Annotated in this window: 13 protein-coding genes; 1 reads left to right on the top strand and 12 read right to left on the bottom strand. The window is 39.1% G+C overall.

All coding sequences use genetic code 11. The features are described from left to right. Nucleotides 1-9: 9 nt before the first annotated feature. The 12 genes from dksA to CORI_RS08145 all read right to left on the bottom strand — a co-directional run bounded on the left by dksA (nucleotide 10) and on the right by CORI_RS08145 (nucleotide 10,179). Entirely contained in the window at nucleotides 10-366 is a 357-nt protein-coding gene (gene dksA, locus CORI_RS08200) for an RNA polymerase-binding protein DksA (protein ID WP_172200864.1), read from the bottom strand. A gap of 9 nt (nucleotides 367-375) precedes the next feature. After that, nucleotides 376-831: a 23S rRNA (pseudouridine(1915)-N(3))-methyltransferase RlmH gene (locus CORI_RS08195; RefSeq protein ID WP_172200861.1), complete on the bottom strand. Its 456-nt coding sequence runs from the start codon at nucleotides 829-831 to the stop codon at nucleotides 376-378. A 3-nt stretch (nucleotides 832-834) separates the two neighbouring features. Continuing rightward, on the bottom strand, nucleotides 835-1,737 hold the full coding sequence (accD, locus tag CORI_RS08190; protein WP_173031572.1) for an acetyl-CoA carboxylase, carboxyltransferase subunit beta: 903 nt from the start codon (nucleotides 1,735-1,737) through the stop codon (nucleotides 835-837). 153 nt (nucleotides 1,738-1,890) lie between these two features. Further along, a complete protein-coding gene (gene rimP / locus CORI_RS08185; RefSeq protein ID WP_173031571.1) occupies nucleotides 1,891-2,319 on the bottom strand; it encodes a ribosome maturation factor RimP in 429 nt (142 codons plus the stop codon). Then, nucleotides 2,306-2,677: a 30S ribosome-binding factor RbfA gene (rbfA, locus tag CORI_RS08180; RefSeq protein WP_173031570.1), complete on the bottom strand. Its 372-nt coding sequence runs from the start codon at nucleotides 2,675-2,677 to the stop codon at nucleotides 2,306-2,308. Before rbfA ends, rimP begins: the two co-directional genes overlap by 14 nt. Beyond that, nucleotides 2,674-5,346, bottom strand: a complete 2,673-nt coding sequence (infB, locus tag CORI_RS08175) for a translation initiation factor IF-2 (protein WP_173031569.1) — start codon at nucleotides 5,344-5,346, stop codon at nucleotides 2,674-2,676. The genes rbfA and infB overlap by 4 nt, the downstream gene beginning before the upstream one ends. Continuing rightward, nucleotides 5,312-5,596, bottom strand: a complete 285-nt coding sequence (locus tag CORI_RS08170) for a DUF448 domain-containing protein (RefSeq protein ID WP_173031568.1) — start codon at nucleotides 5,594-5,596, stop codon at nucleotides 5,312-5,314. Before CORI_RS08170 ends, infB begins: the two co-directional genes overlap by 35 nt. Nucleotides 5,597-5,621: 25 nt before the next feature. Continuing rightward, the gene (gene thrB, locus CORI_RS08165; protein ID WP_173031567.1) at nucleotides 5,622-6,503 is read right to left on the bottom strand and encodes a homoserine kinase; all 882 of its coding nucleotides are present in this window, start codon (nucleotides 6,501-6,503) and stop codon (nucleotides 5,622-5,624) included. A gap of 8 nt (nucleotides 6,504-6,511) precedes the next feature. After that, entirely contained in the window at nucleotides 6,512-6,880 is a 369-nt protein-coding gene (locus tag CORI_RS08160) for a glycoprotease (RefSeq protein ID WP_172200841.1), read from the bottom strand. Nucleotides 6,881-6,963: 83 nt separating this feature from the next. Then, on the bottom strand, nucleotides 6,964-7,848 hold the full coding sequence (gene lpxC, locus CORI_RS08155) for a UDP-3-O-acyl-N-acetylglucosamine deacetylase (protein ID WP_173031566.1): 885 nt from the start codon (nucleotides 7,846-7,848) through the stop codon (nucleotides 6,964-6,966). 62 nt (nucleotides 7,849-7,910) lie between these two features. Further along, nucleotides 7,911-9,287, bottom strand: a complete 1,377-nt coding sequence (locus tag CORI_RS08150; protein ID WP_173031565.1) for a M23 family metallopeptidase — start codon at nucleotides 9,285-9,287, stop codon at nucleotides 7,911-7,913. Nucleotides 9,288-9,348: 61 nt separating this feature from the next. Next, nucleotides 9,349-10,179 (bottom strand): prephenate dehydrogenase, encoded by an 831-nt coding sequence (locus CORI_RS08145; protein ID WP_173031564.1) that lies wholly within the window; start codon nucleotides 10,177-10,179, stop codon nucleotides 9,349-9,351. A 92-nt stretch (nucleotides 10,180-10,271) separates the two neighbouring features. Here CORI_RS08145 and bamA point away from each other — a divergent pair, with 92 nt between their 5' ends. Continuing rightward, on the top strand, nucleotides 10,272-12,494 hold the full coding sequence (bamA, locus tag CORI_RS08140) for an outer membrane protein assembly factor BamA (protein ID WP_173031563.1): 2,223 nt from the start codon (nucleotides 10,272-10,274) through the stop codon (nucleotides 12,492-12,494). Nucleotides 12,495-12,532 lie beyond the last annotated feature (38 nt).

Here is a 12,532-nt window from a genome sequence, read left to right as displayed (position 1 = left end):
GATGATTCCTTATTTTTTAGATGTTTTTTCCACTATCTCTCTGCAAACTATGCAGTATCTAGCGTGAGGTTTTACTTTAAGGCGAGCCAGACCTATATCTTCTTCGCACATCTCGCAAACACCGTAGGTTTTATTAAAAATTTTACTAAGCGCCAGATCTATCTCGATAAGCTCTTGTCTTTGTTGAGCGTTTATTGATTGCTCTATGAGTTGATCGGCATTTACCGAAGCGATATCGAATTCATCGCTTACCCCGCTTCCTCTAAGCCCTGCGATCTCGTTGCTTGCATCGATTATATTTTTATTTATCTGTATCTTTCTCTCTTCTAAAAGTGCTTTAAAAAACTCTAAATCGTTTTTGCGCATCTACTTCCTTTACTTGTGATATGGGTGATTTGCATTTATGCAAAGCGCTCTGAAAATTTGCTCAAAGAGCATAAGTTTAGCTATCTTGTGAGCCATTGTCATAGAGCTTAGACTAATTACTTTGTCGGCTTTTTGCTTAAAATTTGAGCTTAATCCGTAAGCTCCGCCGATAAAAAGTGAAATTTGAGAGTTGTTGGCAAAAATTCTGGCAAATTCCTCGCTTTTCATCTGCTCTCCTCTTTCATCAAGTGCGATACAAAAGCCCTTTAAATTTGGCTCATACGCTTCATCGTAAGCTTTTAACGACTCTTCTTTGCTTTTGCTTTGAGCTTTTGCGATTTTGTCGTTAAATATGACGGTATCTGTAATTTTGGCAAATTTAGACGACATCTTGATATACTCTTTTATCTCGCTTTCAAAGCTATCTTGCTTGGATTTTTGTATGGAAAATACCGAAATTTCCAAGCCTTATTCCTCCACCTCGTCCTCTTGCATTATCTGGACATCTTGCGCTTGTTTTTGCTCGGGCTTTATATCCGTAAGCAACCTAATCATATCGCCGATAAACTGCTTATGCTCTCTTCTTTCAACTATCGCATCAATTAGACCGTGCTCTAGTAAAAACTCAGATCTTTGAAATCCTTCAGGTAGATCAGAACCAATAGTCTGCTTTATAACTCTTTGACCCGCAAAGCCGATAAGTGCGCCAGGTTCAGCTATGATGATGTCACCAAGCCACGCAAAGCTGGCACTAACTCCACCCATGGTAGGATCGGTAAGGATTGAAATGTAAGGGATTTTGGCTTCATCAAGCAGCTTTAACGCTGCCGAGGTTTTTGACATCTGCATCAAAGAAAATGTGCTTTCTTGCATTCTTGCGCCGCCTGAAGCGGAGATGATGATGAGCGGCTGCTTTTTATCCAGTGAGCGCTTGATGGCTCTTACTATCTTTTCGCCCTCAACCGAGCCGAGACTGCCACCCATAAAGCTAAAATCAAAGACTACTAGTTGAGCGTCCATGCCGTCTATTTTGGCTTCGCCACATATCACGGCACTACTTCTGCCTGTTTTTTCTTCGCTTTCGCTTATGCGTTTTTTGTATGATTTCTTATCTACAAATTTAAGAGGATCGACAGGTCTTAGTTCTGTGTCAAATTCTACAAAGCTGCCTGCATCGCAGAGCATTTCTATCCTTCTTTCAGGCTTTAGGCGCATATGATAGCCGCATTTTGGGCATACGTTAAAGCACGCTTCAACCTCTTTATAATACATAAGCGAGTGGCAGCTATCGCATTTGATCCAGTGTGCAGGAGCTTCGCTCGGAGCTGATTGTTTTTTTCTGGTTTTGGAGAAAATATCTAAAAAGCTCATTTTTACCTACTTTATATATGAAAATTATGCGATTATATCCAAATTTAACATTGTGTTTGCTTATGTTTAAGTGTTTTAGGGTTGTTTTTATGTAAATTTAGAATGTTTGTAAAGTTGAAAGTGTAAATTTAAATTTGAGCAACAAATTTTAATTTACCACTCAAAATATGTTTTGGCTTTTTTTATGTCTGAAATTTTGATTTTGAACTTTTGATCTTCGCATTCAAGCTCTATATCTTCGCTGTTTGCGGATAATAATTTGCCTTTTAGTTTTTTATTTTCGCCGTTTATCGTGGCTGAAATTTTGACTAGTTCCCCAACGCTTGCGATAAAGTGGCTTGGTTTTTCAAGTTTTCTTTCAAGTCCGGGACTGCTAATTTCAAGGTTATAATCCCCGCTTATCGGAGGCTCTACGTCAAATATCGGAGATAGTAATCTAGAGACTTTTTCACAATCATCTAAGCTTACTCCGCCTTGTTTTGTGATGTAAATTCTATAAATGGTTCTATCGTTTTCGTTTGCAACTTCAGTATCGTAAAGCTCTACACCGCACTCTTTTATTAATTTTTCAAGATTTTGCATTTTTATTTAAATCCTTTGAAATTTTATCAAAAAGACTATCTATATGATTTTGATACTCCAGCCTATCGTCAAATTTGAAATGAAAATTTGGGCATCGATACCAGCCTTCAGCCGCCATACAGTGATTTTGCAGATATTTTGAAACTCTTTTTAGATGTTCTAAAACGTAAGCCTGCTCGTGCTCGTCAAAAGCCATCTTGTCAAGATATACAAATGCGTCGTATCTGCCCTTTTTGCACTCTACGTCCGTTACGCATAAACCACGCAAAATACTATCTTCAAGAGTGGCAAGAGCTTCAGGGATTAGCTCTTTAAGTACGCTTTGAGTTCTTAGTCGTTTTATCTCGGTCGGATTCATAGAGTGGCTTGTTCCTCTACTTCTTTAAAGCTTTCGATATAGTCGTTTTCTCTTATGTCGTTATAGCCTTCGATGCCAACACCGCATTCATAGCCTTTGGCTACCTCTTTAACATCGTCTTTAAAGCGTTTTAGCGAGCTTACGGTGCCTTCATGAACGACTACGCCGTTTCTGATAAGTCTGATTTTAGCGCCTCTGTTGATAGTGCCTTCGGTTACTAGGCAGCCTGCGATAGCACCGATTTTAGGTACATTGATAACTTGGCGAACCTGAGCCTGACCGAGCTGTTCTTCGCGAACGATCGGCGACATAAGACCACCGAGTAGTGTTTTTATATCATCAAGTAGATTGTAAATTACGTTGTATGTTTTTATCTCGACTTTGCTCTCTTTGGCTTTGTCTTTTATCTCGCCCGTTGGACGGATGTTAAATCCTAAAATCACACAGTTTTCACTTGCTTGAGCTAGGGCCACGTCGCTTTGAGTGATACCGCCTACGCCCGAGTGTATGATATTTACTTTTATTTCGTCATTTCTAAGCTTTTCAAGGCTTGCTTTAATGGCTTCAAGCGAACCTTGAACATCGGCTTTTACGATAACAGGAAGTGTTTTTAACTCTCCTTCGGCTATCTTTTCGCTAAGCTCTTCGATAGTAACTTTCGTTGATTTTGAAAGCTCTTTTTGGCGTAAGTATTCGGCTTTTTTCTGAGCGTATTCTCGCGCCTCTTTATCTGTTTTTACGCTTATTAAAGTTTCACCGGCTTCCGGAATTTCGCTAAGTCCTATGATGACACCGCATTCTCCCGGTTTGATATCTTTTAAATTTCTACCTTTGTCATCAAGCAGGCTTCTTATTTTTCCGTAAGCCACTCCTGCTACAACAGTATCTCCAACTTTTAACGTACCGTTTTCAACGATGACGGTTGCAACCGAACCGCGACCTTTTTGTTGAGAGCTTTCTACGATAGTAGCTTTTGCATTTGCTTTTGCATTTGCTTTAAGCTCCAAAATTTCCGCTTGCAAAAGTACGATTTCAAGCAGATCTTCAACACCCATACCTGTTTTAGCCGATATCGGCACAAATTCATACGTTCCGCCCCAGTCGGTCGGGAGTATATCAAGATTTGCAAGCTCGGTTTTTACCATATCTGGATTTGCGGTTTCTTTATCCATTTTATTTATGGCGATTATGATAGGAACACCTGCTGCTTTTGCGTGACTTACAGCCTCTTTGGTCTGAGGTTTTACACCGTCATCTGCTGCAACTACGATGATAACTATATCGGTTATCTTCGCTCCTCTTGCGCGCATAGCCGTAAATGCTTCGTGTCCCGGAGTGTCTATAAATGTGATATTTTTGCCGTTTTTATTTACCATATAAGCGCCGACGTGCTGAGTTATACCGCCAGCTTCGCCTGATGCGACTCGTGAATTTCTAATGTAGTCAAGAAGCGAGGTTTTACCGTGATCAACGTGTCCCATGATCGTTATAACCGGTGCTCTTTCAGTTAAATTCGTATCATCGACTTGCTCTTCGTAAGCTTTTACGTAGTCAAATTCTTCCTGAGTATCTACGATATTTACTTCAATTCCAAATTCATCTGCTAGAATTTCGATCGCATCCTCATCCAAAAAGTCGTTTTTAGTAGTCATCATGCCTAGCATGAACAGTTTACCGATGATCTCGCTTGGCTGTTTGTTTATCTTCTCTGCAAATTCATATACGCGGATCTCTTTTGGTATATTTACGGAGTCGATTATCTCTTTATTTGAGTTATCGCGCGAGGATTTTTTGTGTTTCTTTCTTGGTCGTCTGCCGATACCTTGCTCTAAAAATGAACCGATTGAGTTGTTTAATGCGGGTTTAAAGGTATTCGTTTGTTTGGTCTTTTGGGTAGGCTGAGGTGCCGGAGTTCTTACCGAAAAATCAGGCAATACCACTACGTCTTCATCCTCTAAAACTATATCGCCAAGATCTCTGTCACCGAGCAAATCAACTTTTTGAGCGCCGTCTTTTTTGGTTGCAATTACAGGCTTTTTCTCTTTTTTCTTCTTTTTTATGCTCTCGCCGTCGCTAAAAGCAAACATACTTTCTAAATTTCTAGCAGGCTCGCTCGGCTCTTTTATCTCTCTTGCGGGTTTTGGTGCAGGAGCTTCATCTCTTTTTTTCTTAACTATCATAAGCCCGCGTCTTTTTTGTAGGCTTACGTCAGCTAAGCTCTCTTTGGGTTGAGGAGCTGTTATAGGATCTTGTTTTGCAGCCTCCTTCTCTTTTGCCGGCTCTTCAATCTCTTCTTTTGCTACTACAGGCTCCGGTTTTTTAGGTTTTTGGCTCTTTGGGGCTTCTGTTTTTTTATCTTCACTCTTGTTTTCTTTTGGCTTTTCTTCTTTTTTGGTATCTTTTTTTTCTGTTTTGCTTGTCTCTTTACTCTCTTTTGGCGTTTTTGATGCTGATTTTTTAGGCTCTACTTTTTTCTTTTCGGGCTTTTGCTGAAAGCTTTCAGGAATTTCTCCCGTTTGAACAAAAGTATATAGCGCTTCAGCCTCTTCAGGCGTAACTCCGCTTGAGTGAGTTTTGACTTTTAGTCCTAGTTCGATAGCTTTTTCCAGTACCTCTTTGCTGCTGTAGCCAAGTTCATTTGCTATCTCTGAAATCCGAATATTCGCCATTTAAGAGTATCTCCTTTAAATTTTGCCCATTTTGCAGAGTAGCGATAAAATTCCCCGCTACTCTACCGAGCGATTTTTTTAAATTTTTCTCATCTTTTATCAAACAATCTTCACATATATAAAAGCTTCTACCGTTTCCTTTGCCATGAAAAAGTGAAGAGTCGATTATGCGGTATCTGCGTAAATTTGCTTGACTAAAGCGAGTTTTGCATACCGCACACATCCTGATAGGAATATAATTTTGAGTCATTATTATATCTTTTGTTTGCTTTTTTTTAGCTTTTTATTATAAATCCATCATTATCAAAGGATAAAATTTCAACTCTGAAGCTTTTGAATTTATCTTTTAACTTCTCTTTCAAATTTGATGCGTCATTTTTATAAGATATGTTTAGCATAGTTGAGCCGCTTCCTGAAAGAGTGCTCATCAAAGCTCCGTTTTCGTAGGCTGTTTTTCTTACGTCAAATAGCTCGGGAAGCGACTTCATCCTGATATCTTCATGCATCATATCTTTTGCCGCAACTTTTAATAGCTCATATCTCTCTTCAAAAAAGCAAGCCGTCAAAAACGAAGCGTGAGCGAGATTGTTTACGCATTCGCTCATAAGATAACTCTTGGGTAGCTTTGTGCGCGATTCTTTAGTGCTCATCGGTTTATCAGGGATCACTACTACGGCTTTTATATCGTCTTTGATGAATTTCTTGATGTGCATTACTTGATTTTTACTAACCACCGAGCTTACAAATCCTCCAAGCGTTGCAGGAGCGATATTGTCGGGATGATTTTCATAGATCAGAGCTTTATTTAAAATTATGTTTTTATCGACTTTAAATTCAGCTGTCGCATAAGCTGCCGCAATTGCTGAGGTTATAACCGCAGAAGAGCTGCCAAGACCTCTTGAAAAAGGAATTTGGTTTTTAAAGATTATGCGAAAAGTGTCCTTTTTGCCTGTAAGTTCTGAGTAAATTTCATTAAAAACGGATAAGAATAAGTTATTTTTTTTTAATTTTATATTATCCTCACCCTCTCCAAAAATCGCTATAGAAGAGAATTTGGCTCTCGTTACTTCAACTTCGTTATATAGGCTTAGAGCAAGCCCTAATGCGTCAAAACCGGGCCCTAAATTTGCACTTGTTGCAGGAACTTTTATGACCAAATTATCTCCTAAACCGCTTGAATTACGTAGTTTGGTAGAGTATCTAAATTTAGATTTAAAACATCTAAATTTAACGGCAATTCAAATTCTTTAGGCTCTGCCTTTTGAAGCAAAATTTCATCTCCTGTTTTTACGAAGCTTAAGGCTTTGTTTGCTTTTATTGCTCCGTTTCCATTTAATTCAAATCCGCTTATAGCGTAAAATTCGCACTCTTTAACCATGCTAAAAGTTTTTAAGACTATATAAGAGACTTTTGTCCCCATGAAACTTCCGGGTCCGTTTGCGTAAATAATCTTTGAAATTTGTAATTTTTGCTCGTTGGTAAGTTCATTAAGAATTTCGATAAGCGATTCGTCGGATTTTTTATCGCTTATCATTTTTTGTATGAATTTGCCGTCATTATCGTAAATTCCGACAATAATCGGAGAGGACAGCGCAACTACGAGAATTTGGATATGTTTTATGCAAATACCTTTTGATACTCAAGTGCCAAATCGCCTTTAAGAGTAACAATTTCATAGTTTTTAACATCGCTTAAAATAGCTACGGTTAATTCGTGATTTAGCTCATGACTTCCGGCAAATGAAGTATAATCAGCCATCAAAGGTGCCCCTATAAGGCTTAAATCGCCGATCGCATCAAGAATTTTGTGGCGCACGAATTCGTTTTTAAATCTCAGCCCTTCAGGATTTAGTATGCGAGTATCATCGATTACTACGGCATTATCTAAGCTTCCGCCTAGGGCAAGGTTGTTTGCGCGAAGCATCTGGACATCTTTTAAAAATCCAAAAGTCCTCGCTCTTGCAATCTCTTCTATAAAAGAACTTTTGCTAAATTCAAAAACATATCTTTGTTCGCCTATAATCGGGTGATCAAATTTGATAGTAAAGTCAAATTTAGGGTTTTTTGACGGAGTTACTTTGGCAAATTTTTCGCCTTTTGTTACTTGAACTTCTTTTTTGATGATTATGGCGCGCTTGTGATCTTCAAGCTTTTGAATCCCAGCTTCATCAAGCATCATGCAGTAGCTTATCGCGCTTCCGTCCATTACTGGCACTTCGTTGGCGTCAAGAACTATGCGAATATTATCTATGCCATACCCGCTAATAGCGCTTAATAAGTGCTCGATCGTTGATATGTAGCCCTCTTTTCCTCCTATGACCGTTGCCATTTGAGTATTGATCACGTTTTTCGGTTCTGCTTTGTAGCTAACGCCAAGATCTTTTCTGTAAAAAACTATACCCGTATTTGCGCTTGTCGGTTCCAGTGTTATTTTTATCGGCTCACCTTTATGAAGCCCGATACCAACGCTTTCAACAGCTTTTTTTATCGTTGTTTGTTGCAAAATTTTCCCTTAAAATTCATAAATTTTTTCTAATTATACATATTTTTGGTAACAAATTCTAGTTATTTGCCACTTATCATTTTTTTTGCCGAATTTAGCACGCCTGAAACGTTATCTTTCATCCAGCCCGTATCCATCCACTCCTCGGGTCTTACCTCTATGCCTTGCACTATCATTCCAAAATGCAAATGATCTCCCATCGCAAGTCCGCTAACTCCCGTTGTGCCTATTATATCGCCCGCTTTTACTTCATCGCCTGTTTTTACCGTCAAAGACGTGCAGTGTCCATAAAGCGAAAATACGCCAAATCCGTGATTTATTATCACATTTTGTCCGTAGATTCCGTTTTCTCCTGCAAATTCTACTATGCCGTCATTGCTTGAAACGATGTTCGCTCGTTGGGTAGAAGCAAGATCTATTCCCATGTGCCAAGATTCGCTTATCTCTTGATCGCCTAAGGTATAGTATCTATGATCGCCAAAGCTCGCTACCGCCTTGCCGTTTTTAAGCGGGTAGAATTTCTTAAGACCAAATTCGCTGATCGTTTCGGTTGAAATTTTAGACGTAGCGTCGGCTATGAGTTTTTCGTTCGCCGCTCTTAGGGTTTCGTTTACGAATTTCATCTTTTCTACGTTTGACATGCTTTCATAATCTTTTGCGTATTGTTGCGCAAGATCTGGGATTTTTTCATTTAAAAATCTATTTTGATTATCCAGTTTTATTTTAGAAACGCGGTAGCTTCGGTTTTGGTAAAAAAACCTTATCTTGCTTCTGCTTTCGTTTCCTGCAAGATCAACCGCTACCACATCGGCGCTAAATGAACTTTCATCCACCGGCCAAGCCACTAAAGACGCGTAGTGATCGTCTTGATAAAATTTGGTAGGGATGAATTTTTTGCCGAAATTTGACTCGATATAGACATCTTTTAACCTCTCGTCATTTGCCTTAAATACGACTGTAGCGGTGCCCCCTTTGTTTATCGCGTAGGAGTGATTTAGGATGTGAAGATCGGGTTTTTTGCTATCTACCGTTACTTTTACCTCTTTGCTCTCCTTGTTACCAAAGAAAAAGCCCCATCTGCTCGTATCTACGGCTTCAAATTTGAGAGTATAAAGATCTTTTTGCGCGGCAAATCCCGTCTTTGGAAAAGTTATATTCAGATCAAGCGAACCGATTGGAGCGTCAAATTTTTGATTTGACAAGACTATATCGTTTGCTCCGTCGTTCATAACTATTTTTACTGATTTTACGGCAACATTGTCGGTTATCTTAACCTGCAAAGGGGATTTTAAATTCCAATAAATTTCATCTTCAATACCGATTTGCGGAGCTTCTCTCTCAAACGTATTTGATGTAAAAAGCAAAAATCCGCTTACCGCAAGCAAAACGACAATAATGCCGTAAGCTATAAAATTTGAATTTCTTCCGCGTCTTCTCATAAATTTTCCTAATTTTAATTTTTGCTGAATTTTACTAAAAAGCTATAAATTTCAAGTAAATTTATAAAATTTCGCGTATCTTTCTAGCTTCGCTCATCCAATCTCTAAGCTCGTCCCACCTCTCTTCGCGCACCAAATTTTCGCACACGGCAAGTTCGTCTTTAAACATTTTAATAGAGCTTATTAGATTGTCTTTGTTTTGCTTAAATATATCACTCCACATTACGGGCGAGCTTTTGGCGATTCTTATCATTCCGTTAAAACCCGTGCCGCTAAGAGCGATGATGTTTTTTTTGTTCTCTTTTTTTAAAACTCCTGCCGCAAGCGAGAAGCTTATGGCGTGAGGAAGGTGAGAGATAAGCCCTACGTGGTGATCGTGCTCCTTTGCGCCCATGAATATAATCTTCATTCCAAGGTGAGAAAATAGCTCGACTGATCTTTTTACATGTTTTTCGCTACTCTCTTTAAAATCACAAATGGCAACAACCGCTCCGTTAAAAAGCCCTGAAAATGCAGCCGTAGGACCTGAATATTCAGTGCCCGCCATAGGGTGAGCCGGGACGAAATTTGCTCTTATCTTTTCAGGAACTGCTTCGATGATCTTTTGTTTTGTACTTCCAAGATCGATTATGGTTGTATTTTCGTCTATGTCTTCAAATTCTTTTACTATATTGATTATCGCTTCGACAGGGATTGCAAGAAATATGATATCGCACTTCTTTTTCATCTCTTCAAGAGATAAAATTTCATGCACAAGGCCTAGTTCCAGAGCCTTTCTTTCGTGCTCTTTGCTTATATCAAGACCGCTAACGCAAGAGATTAGCTTTTCGTTTTTAAGACAGAGTCCAAGCGAGCCTCCGATAAGCCCAAGCCCTATAATTCCGATTTTCATAGTGATTGCCTTTATGAAATTATTAAATTTATATTGTTTAAAATTAAAATGTGTTATTATACCGCCTAATACTCATTTTTAGGTTAAATTCAATGAAAAAAAGCGTTTTTTTACTACTTGCTGCGGTATGTTTTAGCGGCGCTACTGAGATAAAGTCTATAAATTTTAAGGGTCTTTTGCATCTTTCTCCTGAAGTTGCCAAGGAGATCATGGGGCTTAGAGTGGGCGATGTGCTGACCGGCGATAGCACCGATAGAGCCATATCAAATTTATTTAGGCAAAATTATTTTGATGATATTTATATCGAGGAGAGCAACGGCGATATTCTTGTAGTGGTGAAAGAAAAACCAAGTATAGCAAGACTTGATATAAAAGGCGTCGTTACAAACGATAAAACGGCGATAGATGGACTTATCGGCATAAAACAAGGTCATATGTATGACGAGCTTGCCATAAATAGAGCCAAAGAGCGTATCAGGCAGTATTACGAGTCAAAGGGGTATTTTGATACCGTTATAGACGTGAAAAAAGAGCCGGTTGCCGGAAGTGAGAGTAGCCTCTTTGTAACTCTTAATATCAACCGTGGCGAAAATATGATAATCCAAAAAGTAAATTTAATAGGCGCTAAAGTTTTTGATTACGGCGATATAGAGCCTGTCGTAGCCAATAAGCAGCGTGAATTTATGGGCTGGATGTGGGGCAGAAACGACGGTAAGGTTAAGCTCTTTGAACTGCCTAACGACTCTGCGAGAATTCAAGATAAATACTTCCAAAAAGGCTATTTGGACGCTACGGTTTCAACTCCTTATCTTAACGCCTATATGGATAACTATATGGCGGATCTTACTTACTACGTAACCGAAGGAGAGCCATATACCGTATCAAACGTGAGCATAGAGGCACCTGATTTCCTTGAACTTGACGAAAGGGAGATGGTTAAGAAATTTAAGCTTGAAGCCGGAGATAGAATGAATTCGGCTCGCTTAAGATCAGATATCCAAAAGCTTGAAAATATGATAGCCGATCAGGGATATGCGTTTGTAAGAGTTATACCTCAGACGTTTAAAAATTCAGACGAGCATACGGTTGATATTACTTACGAAGTAGTTCCCGGAGATAAAGCATATATAAGAAACGTGCAAATTTCAGGAAATGATAGAACTATCGATAGAGTAGTAAGAAGAGAGATGTATCTTACCGAAGGAAATTTGTATAATAGAACCGATCTTGAAGATAGCAAGGCGGCACTTAAAAGAACGAGTTATTTTGAAGATGTCGAGATAAAAGAAGAAAGAGTCGGCGTAAATGAAGTTGATCTTTTAGTCGATGTTAAAGAGGCTTCAACAGGCTCTATAAGTGGCGGTATAGGATATGGAAGCTCGGACGGATTGCTATTAAATGCGAGTGTTTCTGATACCAACGTCTTTGGTTCAGGACTAAAGGGCGTTATAAGCGTAGATAGAAGCGATAATGAGCTATCAGGTCAGATAGGACTTACAAATCCTAGAATTTTTGATTCGGAATACAGCCTTGGCGGCACGCTTTATGCCAATGACTACGATTGGAATAATTATAAAGAGAAATCATACGGTTTTACTACTACGCTTGGTAGAAAGATCACTAGAAATTTAAGTGCTTCACTCTCTTATGTTATAGAACAAAGCGACATCAAAGGGCTTAGCCAAACTCTTCTTAGAACCGGCTACAGAGAGGGTAAAAGCATAAAGAGCGCTTTAATACCTGCTATTACTTACAACAGCACTGATGATTATTACCTACCTAGAAAGGGCATCATGGCAAGCACCAGTCTTGAATTCGCTGGCGTTGGCGGAGATGAGAAATTTTTAAAGAGCAGAACGAATTTTAACTGGTATTTGGGCTTAAGAGAGTGGATTGATTACGATCTTATCCTAAGATACAAGGCAAGCTTTGGCAAAATTTGGGATAGAGGCTATGTGCCTATCAACGAAAAGCTTTATCTAGGCGGCATTAGAAACCTGCGCGGATATGATTCAAGAACGGTTACTCCGAAAAATATCTACGGTGACGAGATCGGTGGCGGAATTTCATTTAACAACTCCGCAGAACTTAGCTTTCCTTTGATAGACCGCGTTAAAATGCGTGGATTTGGCTTCTTTGACTACGGCAAGATAGGCGAAAGCAGCTTAAACGAGATAACAAGATATAGTGCCGGCGGTGGCATAGAGTGGATTACGCCTATAGGTCCTTTGCAGCTGATATTTGCTAAACCGATAGGCAAAAAGCCGGGGGATAAGACAAGTACGTTTGAATTTACCATCGGTCAGAGATTTTAAAATTTTTGTGAGCTTTTTTAATGAGTTTGAAAATTTAA

Origin of the sequence: Campylobacter sp. CCUG 57310, assembly GCF_013201975.1 — a bacterium.
GTDB lineage: Bacteria > Campylobacterota > Campylobacteria > Campylobacterales > Campylobacteraceae > Campylobacter_A > Campylobacter_A canis.
Note: the sequence above shows the minus strand (reverse complement) of the source record. Positions and strands in the feature narration are given on the sequence as shown.